15 protein-coding genes are annotated in these 17715 nt (G+C 45.8%); 12 read left to right on the top strand and 3 right to left on the bottom strand.

Annotated elements, in window-relative coordinates; translation table 11 throughout:
• The first annotated feature begins 16 nt into the window (after positions 1-16).
• Both ACJJI6_RS18565 and ACJJI6_RS18560 read left to right on the top strand, forming a co-directional pair.
• Positions 17-1165, top strand: coding sequence for an acyl-CoA dehydrogenase family protein (locus ACJJI6_RS18565; protein ID WP_413663612.1), 1149 nt, complete (start codon positions 17-19; stop codon positions 1163-1165).
• 53 nt (positions 1166-1218) lie between these two features.
• Positions 1219-2415 (top strand): CaiB/BaiF CoA transferase family protein, encoded by a 1197-nt coding sequence (locus ACJJI6_RS18560; RefSeq protein WP_475711614.1) that lies wholly within the window; start codon positions 1219-1221, stop codon positions 2413-2415.
• A 39-nt stretch (positions 2416-2454) separates the two neighbouring features.
• On the opposite strand, the gene ACJJI6_RS18555 is transcribed toward ACJJI6_RS18560, so the two are convergent.
• Positions 2455-3090: a glycine-rich domain-containing protein gene (locus ACJJI6_RS18555; RefSeq protein ID WP_507021914.1), complete on the bottom strand. Its 636-nt coding sequence runs from the start codon at positions 3088-3090 to the stop codon at positions 2455-2457.
• A gap of 397 nt (positions 3091-3487) precedes the next feature.
• Between ACJJI6_RS18555 and ACJJI6_RS18550 the strand changes: the two genes are divergently transcribed.
• From ACJJI6_RS18550 to ACJJI6_RS18535, 4 genes are all read left to right on the top strand, one after another.
• Positions 3488-5047, top strand: a complete 1560-nt coding sequence (locus ACJJI6_RS18550; protein WP_475711610.1) for an ABC-F family ATP-binding cassette domain-containing protein — start codon at positions 3488-3490, stop codon at positions 5045-5047.
• 32 nt (positions 5048-5079) lie between these two features.
• A complete protein-coding gene (locus ACJJI6_RS18545; RefSeq protein ID WP_475711609.1) occupies positions 5080-6606 on the top strand; it encodes a cryptochrome/photolyase family protein in 1527 nt (508 codons plus the stop codon).
• A gap of 87 nt (positions 6607-6693) precedes the next feature.
• Positions 6694-7284 (top strand): cysteine hydrolase family protein, encoded by a 591-nt coding sequence (locus ACJJI6_RS18540; protein ID WP_475711607.1) that lies wholly within the window; start codon positions 6694-6696, stop codon positions 7282-7284.
• Positions 7281-8201 carry a DMT family transporter gene (locus tag ACJJI6_RS18535; RefSeq protein WP_475711605.1) on the top strand — a complete coding sequence of 307 codons (921 nt, stop codon included), beginning with the start codon at positions 7281-7283 and terminating at the stop codon, positions 8199-8201. The genes ACJJI6_RS18540 and ACJJI6_RS18535 overlap by 4 nt, the downstream gene beginning before the upstream one ends.
• A 75-nt stretch (positions 8202-8276) precedes the next feature.
• On the opposite strand, the gene ACJJI6_RS18530 is transcribed toward ACJJI6_RS18535, so the two are convergent.
• Positions 8277-8693, bottom strand: coding sequence for a VOC family protein (locus ACJJI6_RS18530; protein ID WP_282930918.1), 417 nt, complete (start codon positions 8691-8693; stop codon positions 8277-8279).
• A gap of 502 nt (positions 8694-9195) precedes the next feature.
• Here ACJJI6_RS18530 and ACJJI6_RS18525 point away from each other — a divergent pair.
• The 5 genes from ACJJI6_RS18525 (at position 9196) to aptA (ending at position 15853) form a co-directional block, all read left to right on the top strand.
• A complete protein-coding gene (locus tag ACJJI6_RS18525; protein WP_475711603.1) occupies positions 9196-10803 on the top strand; it encodes an ABC-F family ATPase in 1608 nt (535 codons plus the stop codon).
• Positions 10804-11565: 762 nt separating this feature from the next.
• Positions 11566-12351: an outer membrane protein OmpK gene (locus ACJJI6_RS18520; protein WP_444907004.1), complete on the top strand. Its 786-nt coding sequence runs from the start codon at positions 11566-11568 to the stop codon at positions 12349-12351.
• Between the two features lies 1 nt (position 12352).
• Positions 12353-13714, top strand: a complete 1362-nt coding sequence (locus ACJJI6_RS18515) for an NCS2 family permease (RefSeq protein ID WP_444895840.1) — start codon at positions 12353-12355, stop codon at positions 13712-13714.
• A gap of 11 nt (positions 13715-13725) precedes the next feature.
• A complete protein-coding gene (locus tag ACJJI6_RS18510) occupies positions 13726-14289 on the top strand; it encodes a phosphoribosyltransferase (protein WP_413663623.1) in 564 nt (187 codons plus the stop codon).
• Between the two features lie 223 nt (positions 14290-14512).
• A complete protein-coding gene (aptA, locus tag ACJJI6_RS18505) occupies positions 14513-15853 on the top strand; it encodes an omega-aminotransferase AptA (protein ID WP_475711601.1) in 1341 nt (446 codons plus the stop codon).
• 416 nt (positions 15854-16269) lie between these two features.
• On the opposite strand, the gene ACJJI6_RS18500 is transcribed toward aptA, so the two are convergent.
• On the bottom strand, positions 16270-17046 hold the full coding sequence (locus tag ACJJI6_RS18500; protein ID WP_475711600.1) for a hypothetical protein: 777 nt from the start codon (positions 17044-17046) through the stop codon (positions 16270-16272).
• Between the two features lie 324 nt (positions 17047-17370).
• Here ACJJI6_RS18500 and ACJJI6_RS18495 point away from each other — a divergent pair, with 324 nt between their 5' ends.
• Positions 17371-17511 (top strand): hypothetical protein, encoded by a 141-nt coding sequence (locus ACJJI6_RS18495; RefSeq protein WP_475711599.1) that lies wholly within the window; start codon positions 17371-17373, stop codon positions 17509-17511.
• Positions 17512-17715: the final 204 nt, after the last annotated feature.

Below are 17715 nucleotides of genomic sequence, written 5' to 3'. Positions count from 1 at the left end.
ATGCGGTGGTGTAAGGATGGTACCAAGAACTGTTTACAACGAAGATCACGAACAGTTTCGAGAAACTTTACGTAAATTTTTAGAAAATGAAGCTGTACCCTACCACCATCAGTGGGAAAAAGATGGTCAGGTAGATCGTAAACTGTGGAATAAAGCTGGAGAAATGGGCTTTCTGTGTCCACAAGTTGATGAAAAGTATGGTGGCTTGGGGCTGGACTATGGCTACAACTCCATTATTGATGAGGAGGTAGCCAGAGCGGGACTTTCCGGTATTGGCTGGGGCCTGCACTCTAATATTGCAGTGCCCTACATTATTAATTACGGCACGGAAGAACAGAAGAAAAAGTACCTACCCAAATGCATTAGTGGTGAGATGATCACCGCTATCGCCATGTCCGAACCTGGTGCAGGATCGGATCTCCAAGGCGTGAGAACCACAGCTGTGCGCAAAGGGGATCACTATCTGCTCAATGGTTCCAAGATTTTTATTACCAATGGACAGCAGGCAGACCTGGTTATTGTCGTGGCCAAAACCGACCCTCACGAGGGGGCCTCTGGAGTCAGTTTGCTGCTTGTGGAAGCAGATAGCCCTGGATTCAAGAGAGGCAGTAACCTAGAAAAAATAGGCATGAAGGCCCAGGATACTTCAGAGCTGTTCTTTGATGATGTCAAAGTCCCTGCGGAAAACCTTCTCGGTGGAGAGGGACAGGGATTTATTTATTTAATGCAGGAATTGCCTCAAGAGCGTTTAAGTGTGGCAATTTATGCAATAGCTAATGCAGAAGCAGCATTGCAATGGACGATTGATTACGTACGGGATCGCAAGGCTTTCGGCAAACCCATCTCTGCCTTCCAAAATACACAATTCAAGCTGGCTGAGCTGGATAGTGAGTTAACCGCTCTTCGGGTATTTATCGATCGCTGCTTGGAGCTTCACTATAAAAAGGAACTCGACGTTGCAACTGCAGCGAAAGCCAAGTTATTGAGTACAGATTTCCAATGCAAACTTTTGGATGAATGTGTTCAGTTACATGGCGGCTATGGCTATATGTGGGAATACCCCATCGCCCGGTCTTGGGCCGATGCTCGTGTAGCACGTATTTATGCCGGAACCAATGAAATTATGAAATTAATTATTTCCCGAGACCTCCTGCGCGATGACTAAATTAAAGTGCTAGATTGAAATTTCTGTTCTCAATTAAAATAATGAAATAAAAAGTGAAACAGCAAACGAAGAATCACTGCGCCCCTCTTGAGGGGCTAAAAGTACTCGACTTTTCTACCCTACTTCCCGGTCCCTATGCCACTATGTTATTGGCAGACTTGGGCGCAGAAGTACTAAGAATCGAGTCTCCCACACGGCCAGACTTACTACGGGGCTTTCCCCCTTTAGTCGATGACACGGCTTCCCTATCCGCCGCCCACGCAACCATTAACCGCAACAAACGCTCCCTGGCGATCGATCTAAAAAATCCAAAGGCGCAAGCGGTGATTCACCGACTGCTTCAGCAATACGATATTGTGATCGAGCAATTCCGCCCCGGAGTGATGGATAGGCTGGGCCTTGGCCACCAAAGCTTAAGCCAACAGCGCGCAGACATTATTTACTGCTCGATTACCGGATATGGCCAAACTGGACCATTAAAGCAACGTGCTGGGCACGATATCAATTATCTCGCACTATCTGGCCTGGCCAGCTATTCCGGCAACCGTGACCATGGCCCCTGCCTGAGCGGCACACAGATAGCAGACATCGCCGGCGGTTCACACCATGCGGTTATGTCGATACTGGCTGCGGTATATCATCGCCAGAGAACTGGTGAAGGCAGTTATATCGATATCAGTATGACGGACTGTAGTTTCGCGTTAAACGCAATTAGTGGGGCCAATGCACTGGCTTTAAATACCGATCCCAAGCTGGAATCCGAACTGCTAAACGGTGGAAGTTATTATGATTACTATCGCACGGCAGATAACCGCTATCTTTCTGTGGGAAGTTTAGAGCCACAATTTGCCGAGCAATTTTTTACAAAAATAGGTCGAAAGGAGTGGCTGACTCGCATTGTCCAAGACGGGCAACAAGAAACACTTAAGAAAGATATTGCAGCAATTATCGCCACAAAAAGCCAAAAGGAATGGATTGATATATTTCAGGATATTGATGCGTGCATTGAACCCGTACTTAATTTTACAGAAGCTGCTGATAGCGATCTTATCCAATCCAGAGAGATGATCTGTTCTGTGAATGGAGACATTAAACAGATCAACACACCCTTTAGATTTAACGGCCAAAAGCCCCACTTATTTAGCCGAGGGGCAGCTCTGGGAGAGCACAATCACACTGTGCTGGGTGAGCTCGGCTTTAACGCTGAAGAAATTGAAGAGCTTTGCGAAGTTCAGGGTGTCACTCATTAATCACGTTGAACAGGATTGCTAGAGCAGTGATAGCTGCCTCTAGCTGCCACCCCCGCCACAGCCCCCACCACAACTGCTTCCAGAATCTGAAGAGGAGCCGCCACCCCAAATACCAGAGAAGACATTGCCGGAAGTTCCGCCTTGACAACTCGCGGCACAACCAATATGACTGGCACAGTGATCCGCAGCGGGACTATTTCTCGATCGACAGTTTAGCGAATAATGAAATCCATCTTTAATCCCCAACTTTTTATCAATTGAGAAAACCAGAGGTAACGACTTTGGCTTGGATGGACTTATACCACTTCGAGCACAAGCAATTCGCCACACCCTCTTAATCCCCTCACTAGCTGTATCCTTATCTGGCATAACTTCATTGGGTGTGTGGTGCAGAAAGTGTCCAAAAGCTTTATTACAAAAATTGCGATACATCTGTGTGCTTAATATAAACTCATGCCAAGCGACATCAAGCACTTGAGATGGCATAGCGACCATTTGTCTACCAGCCGTTTGACAGATAATAAAATATTCCCTCAACCCATCAAGTACCATACCCAGCTGCTTGTTGCTGAGATGAGGGTATTTTTTCTTCACTCTTTGTTTGAGAGACGGATGGAATCGATAGTCTCTTAAAAATCGTTCCCGCTGTGATTTTCGGTAAAAGAAAAAAAGCATAGTACTTACGATCAATAGACAAATTGCTATAAAACCTTCAAATACCATAGTAACCCCCGCTTTTAAACACTTATTGTTCTAAATCAAGTCGTAAAAATGCATCATCTCAATGTAATATCAATAATACTCTTATACCACTCTATTTTAAGAGTTGAGAGTACCAAGTGAGTGCTTATAGGTTGGGACTTGAAGTATTTTTGAATCTTTATTAAGCTAACACTTAACAACTTTTCTTTTTGGAGCTATCTACGCCAATGAATTAAGCCTTGCACACACTGGAGATAAAGCGGTTTCTTAAGAGGCCATCAATTCCCGTGCAAGTGGCGTACTCCATTCTCTACAACTTTCTCTCAAGATCATGGTATTGCGCCACCCATTCCGACTACCGGAGGGTGACATGCAGAGTATTTGTTCTATAAAAAATCTTTACTTAAACGTCCCTGAGAAATCTCTATTTAAGGGGATCCATCTTGACCTCCCTTCTGGATTTACTGGCTTAGTGGGAAATAATGGCAGTGGAAAATCGACTTTTTTAGAGGCTTTGATTGGGAAACTAAAACCTGAACAGGGAAGTATTACTTGGTATACGGACTACCTTAAAGTGGATCAAGTGAGCAGCAATTCCAACAAGAGAATTGTAGATATATTCGACCCTACAGGCCTCTATGACTGTTTTTCACGTATTGAATCTGGCAATCAGAGTGAGGAAGATCTGATACGTGTCTCAGATTCATGGGAGCTACCTACAATTTGGCAACAGCATTTATACAGCGCCGGAATAAATCTCACGTTAGACACTCCTATCGGCAATCTTAGCGGCGGTGAAAGAGTCCGACTGGCTTTAATCAATGCCTTCTCTCATAAAAAACACTACCTACTACTGGATGAGCCTAGTAATCACCTAGATTCAGACGCTAGAAAATGGTTACAGCAGAAAATTAGAAACCATTCTGCCGGAATCCTAATGGTCAGTCATGACCGAAGCTTACTCCAACAAGCTGACACGATAGTGGAACTAGATTCGGGAAAAATACGCACATATGGTGGTAACTATTCACGCTACAAGAAAGAAAAGGAGATACAGAGACAGTCTGCAGAAAAGAAAATTGAAAGTACCCAAAAGAATATAAAAAGCCTAAACAAACTTAAGCAAAGTTCTGCTGAAAAAACTACAACTAGAAAAAACCAGGGTAAGAAATTAAAGGGTTCCCAATGTAAATCGCTACTAGATGCGAAAAAAGATCGTGCAGGGCAAAGTTTAGGCAAGCTGACTAGAAACCTGGATCGTCAGCACCATAAGTTAAAGCTAGATTTAGAAAGTTGCCAAAAGGACTATAAGAGTCATAAGCTCCCAAATATGCAACTTAGCAAAACAGGGCTAACGGGTGGTATTCGTCTGCATGTTGAGGATCTCAAACTGCCCTACGGTATTCAGAGTGATCCCATATCACTTACCATGCACAGTGGCGATCGCTGGCATATTTGTGGCGCCAATGGTAGCGGAAAGACAACGCTACTAAAGATCATTGCTGGTCGAGTTAAACCTCGCAGCGGTTTGTGTAAAATTTTTGGCAGCTGTTTTTATCTGGATCAGAACCTAAGTCAACTAAATGGAAATCTATCTGCCTTGGAAACTTTATCCCGCCTGCACCCTGATAAAGATACCAACTTCTGGCGCACAGCCCTAGCCACAATGAATATTCGAGGTGATTCTGCACTTCGCTCTACCAATACTTTAAGTGGAGGGGAGCGACTAAAGGTTGCTTTACTTGCCGCTACTCGTGGCACTGAGGCACCAGACCTGCTACTACTGGACGAACCGGACAATCACTTGGATCTGGAGTCGCGTATAGCGCTGGAAACTGCGCTGGTAGAATACCCTGGAACATTTTTATTGATCTCCCATGACTCTACTTTTGTAGAAAATGTGGGAGTGAATAGAAGGGTCTATCTATAGGCATATTAAGACCTAAATAAAGGAAGTGAGATGTGAAAACGCTGCGCTTGCTATTAGGAGATCAATTGAACCAAAAACACTCCTGGTTTAGAGGTAACCAGGAGGATAAGATTTACTTTATGGCTGAAATGCGCCAAGAGACCGATTACGTTGTTCACCACATCCAAAAAATCGTTGCCTTTTTTGAAGCTATGCAGATTTTCTCAGAGTGGCTTAAAAATAGGGGCTGCAATGTCATCTACTATCGAATAGACGATAAAAACAACAAACAAAACCTTACAAAAAATATCGAAGATATTATTAGAAAACACAAAATTGAAAAATTTGAGTACCAACTTCCCGATGAGTACCGACTAGATCAGCAACTATTACAACTAGAGAAGAGACTATCAATAGAGTTTCAAGCCTACGACACTGAGCACTTTTTGACCACCCGGAAAGAGCTGGCAGACTTCTTCCAGGGGAAAAAATCACTACTTATGGAAAGCTTCTACCACTATATGCGGAAGAAGTATGACATTCTGATGAACAATGGAAAACCTGAAGGAGGAAAGTGGAATTTCGACCAAAGCAATAGAAATAAATGGAATGGAAAGCTGGGCAAACCCAAGCAGGGAAAAATAACAAGTAATGTCACTTCAACTTTATCCCGTATAAAAAAGTCTGGAGTTAAGAGTATTGGAGAGATTGATCCAGAGAATTTTATATGGCCAACCAGCAGGGAGGATTCTATAAAACTACTTCGTCATTTTTGTAAACATCTACTTGCTCATTTTGGCGATTTTCAGGACGCAATGGATCCAGATGAAGCCTTTCTTTATCACAGCCGAATTAGCTTCTCCCTAAATAGTAAACTCATATCTCCAAAAGAGGTTATCGATACAGCGATAAAATCTTGGGAAGATGGAAAAATTTCAATAGGACTTAACCAGATTGAAGGTTTTGTACGCCAAATATTGGGCTGGCGAGAATATATGCGCGGTGTCTACTGGATGTCTATGCCCAGTTATGAGCATCAGAATAAGTTGAAGAATAAAAATAATTTGCCAGATTTTTTCTGGGATGCCAAAACGTCCATGAACTGCCTTCACAACACCATCAGGAATAGTTTGGAAAATGCCTATGCTCACCATATCCAAAGGCTTATGATTACCGGTAATTTTGCGCTATTAACACAAACTGACCCTGGCCAGGTGGAAAGTTGGTATCTCGGTATTTACATAGATGCTATTCAGTGGGTTGAAATGCCTAACACCCGGGGAATGAGCCAGTTCGCCGATGGTGGATTGGTTGCAACAAAGCCCTATATTAGTAGTGGCTCCTATATCAACAAAATGAGCAACTATTGCAGCGACTGTATTTATGACGTCAAACAACGAACTGGAGAGAATGCCTGCCCATTTAACAGCCTCTACTGGAATTTCTTAATTGAAAAAAGAAAAATGCTAGAGGGCAATCATAGAATGACAATGATGTTCAGCCTTTTGGATAAGCTTGAGAAGAGTGAAGTGACAGCAATAAAAAAAAGGGCAAAGCAATTTATGACAAAGAAATCGTAATCTCTATATAGATCATAAAATCCTTTATCGAAGGCTTCCTTAATCATTACTAAACTAAGCCAATACTCGCCTCAATAGACTCTGGTCATGAAGACTGCAATCATTACCCTCGATTTTATCAACGATATTTGTCATCCAAAGGGAAAAATATCAGCAGCAGCCCCAAGAGTCCATAAGAATAGAGTTATTGAGAACACCAATAAACTCCTTATGTGGGGAAGAGCACGACGTCATCTTATTTGCCATATCAGGGTCGCTTTTTCCACCGACTACAGGGAATCTTCCTCTAACTCTCCTCTCTTCAGCTATATCAAAGATATAGGCGCCCTCCGTCAGAAAAGCTGGGGCACTGCTTTTGTTGATGAACTCAATATTACTGATAGCGATATATCTATTTATAAGAGGCGTGTCAGTGGCTTCTATGGGACCGAACTCCCAGTACTTATTGCTAGCCACAATATAGAAAGGATTGTTCTCTGTGGGGTATCAACACAAAATACAGTCGAACTGACAGCCAGGGAAGCTCACGATAGAGACTTTTCAGTACTCATTGCCTCAGATGCCTGTGAATCTGACACGGAAAACAATAAACAGAATAGTCTGAACTTCCTCACTAAGATAGCCAGTGTAAAAACTGTCGATGAGATTATTGCTAGTGAGGGTGCTAGTAAACCATGAGTACCCGCATTTCCAATAGAGAATTTGCCCTCAGTATCATTACCGCAATTCTGGCGGCCAGCTGTATGTCGCTAACCGGGCTATTTGGTAAAGAACTAACTACTTTTAGCTCCTTATCCCTGGTGGTCTTTATTCGTTTCTTTGCCCCATTTTTACTCCTAACCTGGATTTGCCTCATTGTTTTTGATGAAAACCCTGTGACTCATCGAATAGACAGGATTGATGGTGCAAGGGCGTTATTCACATGTCTCGCTCAGTATTGCCTGTTTTATTATTTGTCCAAAGGCTCTCTACTTGTCGCCGCCCTTCTATTTTCAACGTCAGGTTTATTTCTCCCTTTTATTACCCGGTTTGCCAAAAAGGATCCGATAAAAAAGAAGACATTAGCGGCCTGTTTAATCAGCTTTATCGGCGTTGCTTTTATATTGAAGCCAACTGCTGGCTTTGATAGCTATATGATAGTGGGCCTGCTATCGGGCTTCTTTGGAGCTTGTTCACAGTTTGTAATGCACCACTCTTCAAAGAAGCAAAATACAATATCTTCAACCACCAAGATGTTCGGCCTATCCAGCCTCTATATGCTTGCCATTTTATTGATTGAAGGAAATCTTGGTGAGCTTGCGAAAGTCGCGGTATCTCTATCGGGCTCGGTAAGTTTTGTGATTGTGATTATTGCTTTTAGCCTGGCGACAATCAGCAATCAATCCTTGCGCACTAAAGCCTATCGTCGGGTAAACAGACCTGCCAGCCTATCTCCCTATTTATATACAAGCCTGATTTTCTCCGGCATATTGGATTGGTTTGTTTATAGCACACTCCCAACCTGGAATACTTATGCCGGCAGCTTACTGATAGTTATCGGAGGTATTATTCAGGCAATCAGAACTCAACCCCAGATTAAGGCATCTCATTCTTAGCAAGGATAAGCGAGGGCAGGGAATAGCGGGAGAAACTCAGCCCCACAGATTCAATTATCTGCAGGGCCCAGACGATTACTTGAACATCAGTTCAGGATTAACCATCGTTTTCATTTCCAGAACATTGCCATTTGGATCTTCGATAAAGAAGGTTTCCTGTTCATATTCATTGCCGACAAAGCGACGGTAGGGCTTGTCCAGGTATTCCAGCCCGGCAGCTTCGATACGGCCTTTTAGTGCCTGAAACTCATCTTCCGGCAGGTGAATGCCAAAATGAGGAACAGCCACTTCTCCCATATCCACCTTGTGGCGAACATTGGGGAGCTTCTCCTCACTCTGGTGCAGGGTGAGTTCGTTACCCCAAAAGTCGATATCTACCCAGCGACCTTCTTCACTGTTGCCGGTCTTGCAGCCTAAGACATCGCAATAGAATTTCTTGGCGGTTTCCAGGTCCCCTGCCGGAATCGCAAGGTGCAAACAATTCGATTTCATATAGCCTCCAGCCTTTGCTAGCTCCTCATAGAGATCAAAAATTGATTGACTGACATCTGCTAGTCATTAGCCCTTCAACCCTCCCCCCTAACAGCATTAACATTTACTTTGCCGTCGGAGCCACCCAAAGGATACAAATAAGATCAAGTGATCCCGTTAATTATTTAAATAAAAGTGGCCGCTTTACGCGCTGGCAACTTATACCGGGAATATTCCTAATATTAGGGCCCATAGCTTTAGCTAAAGAGCCCGAACTCAGGGAGTATACAGATGCATATCATCGCACCCCACCCCGAAATGGAATATCCTCCTAGCCTAGGAGTACACTTTAACATATATATTTCAATCTCTAATATCGAACCCGCGGAGAAACTGCTTAGTTATTGAACGTACTCCTCGACACTTCAGCGCCAAATCCTTATAGTGCGGCCCCCACATCACGCCTCCTATTTTGGCGAAACTGGCTTACCAGAGCCCATTTGTAATCCTCAGGAATACGCTCTTGATCTCCACCGCGAATATCACCATGCAGTTTGGTGCCCAACCACTGTTTGAAAACATTTCTGTAAAGTTCGGCAATGGCAACCGATATGGCCTTATCGGGGCCAATGGATGTGGAAAGTCAACCTTTATGAAGATCCTGAGTGGTGCCTTGGCGCCCTCGGCCGGCAACGTATCCATTGAGCCTGGATGCACCATGGGTACTTTGAGCCAAGACCAGTTTGCATTTGAAGAGTACACCGTCGTCGATGCGGTCATCATGGGAGATGTCCGCCTGTGGGAAATTAAGCAGGAACGTGACCGCATATACTCGCTACCGGAAATGAGCGAAGAAGACGGCATGCGCGTAGCCGAGCTTGAAGTCCAATTTGCTGAGCTGGATGGCTATAGTGCAGAGAGCCGTGCGGGAGAAATCCTGCTTGAAGCTGGCATCGACGAATCCCTGCATTTTGGCCTGATGAAACAGGTAGCTCCCGGCTGGAAATTGCGTGTATTACTCGCCCAAGCGCTATTTGCCGACCCGGATATTTTATTGTTGGATGAGCCGACCAATAACCTGGACATCCACACCATCAAGTGGTTGGCAGATGTACTGAATCAACGCAAAAGCACCATGGTCATCATTTCCCACGATCGCCACTTCCTGAACTCTGTCTGCACCCATATGGCCGACATAGATTATGGTGAATTGCGGGTTTTCCCCGGCAATTATGAGGACTTTGTTGCGGCCTCCACGCTAATACAAGAACAACTTCACGCAGAGAATGCCAAGAAAAGTGCCGAACTGGACGAGCTACAGAGCTTTGTGAACCGCTTTTCTGCCAATGCATCCAAAGCCAAGCAAGCCAGCTCCCGCGCGAAGAAGATGGAAAAAATCAAGCTGGACGAAATCAAACCCTCCAGTCGGGTCAGCCCTTATATTACGTTTAACCAGTGTAAAAAATTGCACCGTCAGGCGCTGACTCTTGAGGGGCTTACCCATGGTTTTGACAGTGAAACGCTATTTCAAGGTGGCGAAATGCTGCTGGAAGCCGGTGCGCGCCTGGCAATTATCGGTGAGAACGGCGTTGGTAAAACAACCTTCCTGCGCTGTCTTGTCAATGAGATCCAAGCAAACAGCGGAGTCGTCAAGTGGTCAGAAAATGCCGCTATCGGCTACTGTCCGCAAGACAGCAGTGCAGATTTTGATGGTGACCTGACAATATTTGAGTGGATGTCCCAATGGCGCACCCCCAAGCACGATGATCTGGCCGTGCGGGGTATTCTGGGCCGACTATTATTTACCGCAGATGATGCCAATAAAAAGGCAAAGGTCTGCTCTGGCGGCGAGAAAAATCGCCTGCTGTTTGGCAAGCTAATGATGATGGACACCAATGTGCTCATCATGGATGAGCCAACCAACCACTTGGACATGGAAGCCATCGAAGCCCTGAACAAGGCACTGGAGACATATGAGGGCACACTTATTTTTGTGAGTCACGATCGTCAGTTTGTCTCATCCCTGGCAACCCGAGTTATTGAAATCAAAGATCAAGCACTGATCGATTTTCAAGGCACTTACGAGGAATACCTGGCGCACCAGTCAGGTACAGAACAGCAGGTAGCCTGACTCCAAACTCGAATCGGAAAAGGCATATTGGGGCGATAACAATACTCGCCCCAGGTCTCAAAAGCTGCAAAGTGTAACCAATCACCACCAGATAATACGGGGCTCGGTAGGCATTACCTGCGCCCCCCTAAAGTCGCCCCCCGCTACTGCAATCCATCCAGATTCCTTCCTGGGCCAATTTCCTACGAACTAGCAAAAAAACCAAACTGCCAAATAATTTTTATACAGGTTAAAAGTTGATTTACTTTTCCCAACTATAACCATCGACCTCAGGCCGATGCCTGCCTATATAAGGAAGGCGCTCAGAAGATACATTTCAACCATCCTTGTTCTGCTACCAAGCGGATGACTTCCAGTGTCATCAAAGTTAAACAACATCTATTATCGCGAACCCTAAAAGCACCAAAAGTATTCATGTTGCCTGTGCAAGCACCACTGGGGAGCAGATGCCGACTTTCCGGACTATTTACCTAATTTGCCCCTGCAATGTAGCGATTCCCTACTATCAAACCAATTAAACAATACTTTTTTGCTACACCGACCCATCGCTAACCAATAAATGAGTATCTCGTTTTCCCCAAGCGTGATTTTTTGGTGCAGAGTTACTTAAAAAGCTCGGAAAAAAGCGTAAATGCCGAGAAAAAACACTGGAAAACAGGGGTTAAGTTCTGGTACATTCCGCGACTATTTTTTAACCAACTGCCGATTTTCTCATCGGCCGCCAGTGCGAAATTCGCCTGTCGCTGTAACAGAGGTAATAGAATGAAACCAACCAAGCCCCTGCTACTGCTGGCCTCTAGCCTGTTGTGCGTAGCTGCCCAAGCTGAGATGACCTGGAGTGACAACAGCCTGAGCCTTCTTTACGGCCACGATTACAAAGTCAACTACAGCAAGAACACGGATGACTCTGAGAGATCCGTAGTAACTTTTGAGCACGCCAGTGGCCACAGCTGGGGTGACCTCTTTATTTTTGCCGACTACCTGGACTCGGAAGATGGCTCCAAAGAACTGTATAGTGAGATTTCTCCCCGCCTGAGCTTAGGCAAGCTCAGCGGCAGTGAACTGGCTTTCGGACCGGTTACCGATGTACTGATCGCCACAGCAGTTGAGCTGGGCAATATGGATGATCCGGACCACTTGGCAGCAACCGGCCCCCACTTCACCAATTACCTGACGGGTGTGGGCTTTGATCTCGCGGTGCCCGGTTTCTCCTTTGTACAGGCGAATGTTTACCACCGCGATAACGATGACAAGGCCAGCAACGAGCAGCTGACCCTGGTTTGGGCCATGCCTTTTACCCTGGGTGATGCCAGCTTTGTCTACGACGGATTTATCGATTGGACCAGTGCTTCTGAAGATTCACATCCGAGCACTAACTTTACCTCCCAGCTGAAATGGGATGCCGGCGCCACCTGGGGTGAACCCAAGACCCTGTACGCGGGTATTGAGTACGTACACTGGAACGACAAGTTCGGAATCAAAGATGGCACTTATGGTGTCGATTCCAACGAGCGCAACGTTAACCTGCTAGTAAAGTACCACTTCTGATATGAAACCCACTGATATCCAAACATCGGCGACCCCAGGGTCCGACATCCCGCAGGTGGGAGGCAATGCCTCATTCCTGGAGAAGTTGTTCAAGCTCTCAGAGCGCCAGACGAATGTTCGCCGGGAAGTGATTGCCGGCGTTACCACATTCCTGACGATGGCCTACATCATCTTTGTGAACCCCAATATCCTGGCTGCAGCGGGTATGGATAAAGGCGCTGTGTTTATGGCGACCTGTCTTGCAGCCGCTATTGGCTGCCTAATTATGGGGCTCTACGCCAACTACCCCATCGCATTGGCGCCAGGTATGGGCCTCAATGCCTTCTTCGCCTACGTTGTCGTCGGTGAAATGGGCTACAGCTGGCAAGTAGCCCTGGGGGCGGTGTTTATATCAGGGGTAATCTTCCTGCTGCTCAGTATCTTCAAACTGCGAGAGTGGATTATCGATAGTATCCCCCTCTCCCTGCGACAATCCCTGGCAGCGGGCATCGGCCTGTTCCTGGCGATCATTGCCCTGAAGAGTGCCGGTATCGTTGTGGCCAGCCCCGCAACGCTGGTAACCCTGGGCGACCTCAAGTCAATTGAGGCGATTCTGGCAGCACTGGGCTTCTTTATTATTGTGGCCCTGTCCTACCGCCGTATGCTGGGCTCAGTGATGATCGGTATCCTTGCGGTAACCGTCATCGCCCTGGCAATTGGTAAGGTAGAGTTCACCGGTCTGATATCCGCGCCTCCCAGCCTGGCACCGACTTACCTGGAGCTGGATATCGCTGGCGCTTTCGAAGTAGGCATGATCAGCGTGATCTTTGCCTTCCTGTTTGTCGACCTGTTCGACACCGCAGGAACCCTGTTAAGCGTTTCTGATCGCGCCAAACTGCTAGATAAAGATGGCAAGTTGCCTGGAATGGGCAAGGCCCTGATGGCCGACAGCTCCGCATCTGTCGTTGGTTCTGTGTTGGGCTCCTCCACTACTACCTGTTATGTAGAGAGTACTGCGGGAATTACCGCCGGTGGTCGCACAGGCCTGACCGCTGTGGTTTGCGCCGGGCTATTCCTGTTGGCGACCTTCTTCTCGCCCCTAATCGGTATGATTCCGGCCTATGCAACCGCAGGTGCTCTGCTGTATGTTGGCGTCCTGATGACTTCCGGTATGTCATCTATTGATTGGGATGACATTACCGAGGCCGCACCGGCAGTAATCGCCGCAGTGATGATGCCTTTGTCGTTCTCGATCGCGCACGGAATCGCCCTGGGCTTTATTTCCTACGCAGTTATTAAAACGCTGAGCGGACGTAGCAAAGACGTCAGCATCAGTGTCTACGTGTTAGCGGCACTCTTTGTTGCCAAGTTTGCCTTTTTCTGAGGGGTACATTGATGAAAAAGCACTTTATTAGCGCACAGCAGCTCCTGATAGACTCTTATGCTCTCGCCGAGCAAATCTATAAGGACGGCTTTCGCCCAAACTATATTGTCGGTGTTTGGCGCGGTGGCGCTCCTGTGGGCATCGCTGTACAAGAGCTGCTGCACGTGATGGGAGTGGATGCAGACCATATCGCTATCCGCACTTCCTCCTATCTCGGTATCGGTGAGCGCGACAAGAAAGTGCGCGTGCATGGCCTGAACTACCTGATCAAGCGCCTGGAGTCCCACGACTCCCTGTTGATCGTGGACGATGTGCACGACTCTGGCCTGAGTATTGAGCAAACTATCGAAGACCTGCGCGCAGCCTGTAAGAAGAACACGCCGGAGATTCGTATCGCGACTCCTTACTACAAGCCGAAGAACAACAAAGCCAAGCGCGAGCCGGATTACTTTATCCACAAGACCGAAGAGTGGTTGGTATTCCCCCACGAGATCGACGGTCTGTCCCGGCAGGAGATTCTGGAGAACAAACCAGAACTCGCCCCCTATGTGGACAGAATCGCCACTGCTGTTTAATCAGCAATATTACCGGGGGCTAATGCCCCCGATTCTCTTTCTCCTCTCATCTCCCTTAGGCCATTCCGGCACCCCCCCCGCCGCTCAACTCCTGCCACAGGCAATACTTCAATACTCTATTAATAAATCCCACTTATGAAACTAAAGTTAGTGAGAATCAATTTATAAAGTAGAAAAGTTGGTCCAAAATTAATGCGATAAGGCCAAATGTCGGAAAATAAAAATGAACGACAAATCAGCGGGACTTAGTAAATCGCAACTCGATGCTTACTGGATGCCTTTTACCGGGAATCGCCAATTCAAAAGAGATCCCCGTATTATTACCTCAGCCAGCGGCTGCTATTACCGTAGTGCTGATGGCCGCCCCATATTCGATAGTCTCTCTGGCTTATGGACCTGTGGTGCTGGACACAACCGCCCGGAGATAATTGACTCCATTACCCGGCAAGCAGCCCTTCTGGATTATGCCCCCGCTTTCCAATATGGCCACCCGGGAGCCTTCCAACTAGCGGAGCGTGTCAGCCAGATGATGCCCGTGGGGCTCAATCGTATTTTCTTTACAAACTCCGGCTCTGAATCCGCAGAAACCTCTCTTAAAATAGCTAGAGCCTACTGGCAGAAGATGGGTGCTCCAGGGAAAACAAAATTCATCGGACGCGTGAAAGGCTATCACGGAGTTAACTTTGGCGGTCTTAGTGTGGGCGGTATTAGTGCTAATCGAGCAATCTTTGGCTCATCTATAGATTCTGACCACCTTCGCCACACCCTTTTACCCCACAACCGCTTTGCTAAAGGACAGCCTGAACAGGGAAGTTTCCTGGCAGACGAGTTGCTGGAACTTATCAAACTGCACGGTTCTGAAAACATTGCCGCTGTTATTGTCGAGCCCGTAGCGGGGTCTGCGGGAGTATTGCCCCCACCAAAAGGCTATCTCCATCGCCTTAGGGAAATATGTACTCAATACGACATATTGTTGATATTTGATGAAGTCATTACCGCTTTCGGACGCATGGGGAAAGCCACCGGAGCAGAGTTTTTTGGAGTGACCCCGGATATGCTCAATACAGCCAAACAGCTTACAAATGGCGCTGTTCCCATGGGCGCTGTGGCTGTGCGTCAAGATATCTACGAGATATTCATGGAAAATGGAGGACCTCAATACCAACTGGAGCTTCCCCACGGCTATACCTACTCTGGGCACCCACTAGCCTGCGCAGCGGCATTGGCTACACTGGATATTTTAAAGAAAGAAAATTTATTTGAGAGATCTGCGGAGCTTGCCCATATCCTGGAAGACCATATCCATCAACTCAATGGATTACCGTTAATAGAAGATATTCGTAATTGTGGACTCGCCGCAGGCCTGACAATCGAATCAGCTCCGGATGAACCATTACTCAGGCCTTACTTAATTGCTATGAAGATGTGGGAAAAAGGCTTTTATATTCGCTACGGCGGCGACACAGTGCAAATTGGCGTCCCATTTATAGCACAGGCAGAGGAGATTGACGGAGTTATCAACGCATTAGCAGAATCAATTACTGAGGCCGCAAACGGCCAGTAGGTAATCCTCGCCTTTTATTATTAACAAGCACCAGATCCCCGTGCTGTGTAATAAGGATTTATGCAGCTACTTTTTATACAGCCGCATCGGCATAAGCAATTCAGCGCCTGGAGATTGTTTGCCAATATAAATATCTGACTGAAACCTCTATATACCAATATACTGCAAGCCGCTAAACATTGGACACGCCCGCTTCAAAATTGGTACCTGACGCTACCCCGCTGGCGATCCACTTTCCGGACCGCCTGGAGATGTATACTAATAGAGAAAACCACTTAGTTGACACTGGGTTTTTAAACCCCTTATTTTATTAGTCGCCTTACCCCGTGGTGGTGAGATCGGTTTATAAAAAGGATTTCATAGACAGAGGTTTAGGCTTAGCCCAATCTCCTATCTCAATCTCCTATCTCAATCTCCTATCTCAATCTCCTATCTCCTAGGGCGAGAATCTTATCTTGATTTTTTTCTAGCAGCTTCTTAACATGAGCGTTAACCGCCACCGCGAAATCATCCTCTATGCCTTTAACCTGTTGCTCTATTTTTTCGAGCTTCTCCTTTGCCCCTTTTTTCACATCCAGCATTTTAGATGATTTAAATTTTTCTTTCACGTCGTCAATTTTCTGCTTAATCGAACCTAAGGAAGCATTCGAATTTTGATGTGAACGGTTAAAATTTTTTTCTAGATTTATCAATTTATTTGATATAGATTCATCCAGAATCCTTAAGTCGTTTAATATTTTGTTTGTAGATTCAAACTCCTTATTATTGGTTTCCCGTTCACCTTTTAGATTTGCTAGATTCTTTTCCAGCCTCTCCTTATAAAGAGCTTGCTTATTAATATTTTTTTCTATTTTTTCCAATTTATTATAGGATTTTTTGTAATACCCTCTACCTGCTGCAGTGGCTTTGAACTCCCGCGCTGCTTTTGAATAATTTCCAATTAAAGAATCATACTTATTTGAAGCTGAATTAACAAGCTGTGTAAATTTTTCTACATGCCGGTCAATATTACTTACTTTATTTTCTATCTTTATACATTTAGCTTCTACGCGAAAAAGCGTATCTGAATTCCTGATCAGACCTATTTTTTTTGCAAGACTGCTTAACTTTCCAGTACTCGGGGCCTTCTCCTGTGCCCCCCCCAGTGCTACAGAAGAGGTTGCCGCCCTTGAGCCACAAATTAAAAATCCCATTATATTATTCCTTATATGATATATATACTACCAGGCTTAACAAAAGAGCCGCTCTTACGGCAAGTCACTCAATTAGGTTGGAATAGTTTACCGCCATCTACCTGCTCATTCTTTTAAATTTGAACTTGTTTTTTTAGGTTTTGGCTTAAAGAAAAACTATTTGATCGATCTGCAGAGCTTTTCCACATCCTGGTAGATCGCATCCTTCACCTCAACGGATTACCCTTAATAGAAGATATTCGTAATTGTAGACTCGCTGCAGGCCTGACAATCGAATCAGCTCCGGATGAGCCATTACTCAGGTCTTACTTAATTGCTATAAAGATGTGGGAAAAAGGCTTTTATATTCGCTACGGCGGCGACACACTGCAAATCGGCGTCCCATTTATAGCACAGGCAGAGGAGATTGATGGAATTATCAACGCATTAGCAGAATCAATTACTGAGGTCGCAAACGGCCAGTAGGTAATCCCCGCCTTTTATTATTGACAAGCACTAGATCCCCGTGCTGTGTAATAAGGATTTAATAGCGCTACGTCCTATGCAATAGCTACTACATAGGCCATTCAAAGCCTAGAAATTTTCTCCAGCAAGAATAGCTGACTGGAACTTTTTTACTCCGATATATCAACATCCACTTGAAGCTATCCAGCTTGCGATCTACTTTCC

The organism is Microbulbifer maximicatervae (SeqCode) (assembly GCF_056232625.1).
Note: the sequence above shows the minus strand (reverse complement) of the source record. Positions and strands in the feature narration are given on the sequence as shown.

Bases quoted from the DNA above. Each gene is read 5' to 3' on its own strand.
- ACJJI6_RS18510 (WP_413663623.1), top strand. From the start codon at position 13,726: ATGAAAAAGCACTTTATTAGCGCACAGCAGCTCCTGATAGACTCTTAT.
- ACJJI6_RS18540 (WP_475711607.1), top strand. From the start codon at position 6,694: ATGAAGACTGCAATCATTACCCTCGATTTTATCAACGATATTTGTCAT.
- ACJJI6_RS18495 (WP_475711599.1), top strand. From the start codon at position 17,371: ATGTGGGAAAAAGGCTTTTATATTCGCTACGGCGGCGACACACTGCAA.
- ACJJI6_RS18530 (WP_282930918.1), bottom strand. From the start codon at position 8,693: ATGAAATCGAATTGTTTGCACCTTGCGATTCCGGCAGGGGACCTGGAA.
- ACJJI6_RS18515 (WP_444895840.1), top strand. From the start codon at position 12,353: ATGAAACCCACTGATATCCAAACATCGGCGACCCCAGGGTCCGACATC.
- ACJJI6_RS18550 (WP_475711610.1), top strand. From the start codon at position 3,488: ATGCAGAGTATTTGTTCTATAAAAAATCTTTACTTAAACGTCCCTGAG.
- ACJJI6_RS18500 (WP_475711600.1), bottom strand. From the start codon at position 17,046: ATGGGATTTTTAATTTGTGGCTCAAGGGCGGCAACCTCTTCTGTAGCA.
- ACJJI6_RS18565 (WP_413663612.1), top strand. From the start codon at position 17: ATGGTACCAAGAACTGTTTACAACGAAGATCACGAACAGTTTCGAGAA.
- ACJJI6_RS18555 (WP_507021914.1), bottom strand. From the start codon at position 3,090: ATGCTTTTTTTCTTTTACCGAAAATCACAGCGGGAACGATTTTTAAGA.
- aptA (WP_475711601.1), top strand. From the start codon at position 14,513: ATGAACGACAAATCAGCGGGACTTAGTAAATCGCAACTCGATGCTTAC.
- ACJJI6_RS18520 (WP_444907004.1), top strand. From the start codon at position 11,566: ATGAAACCAACCAAGCCCCTGCTACTGCTGGCCTCTAGCCTGTTGTGC.
- ACJJI6_RS18535 (WP_475711605.1), top strand. From the start codon at position 7,281: ATGAGTACCCGCATTTCCAATAGAGAATTTGCCCTCAGTATCATTACC.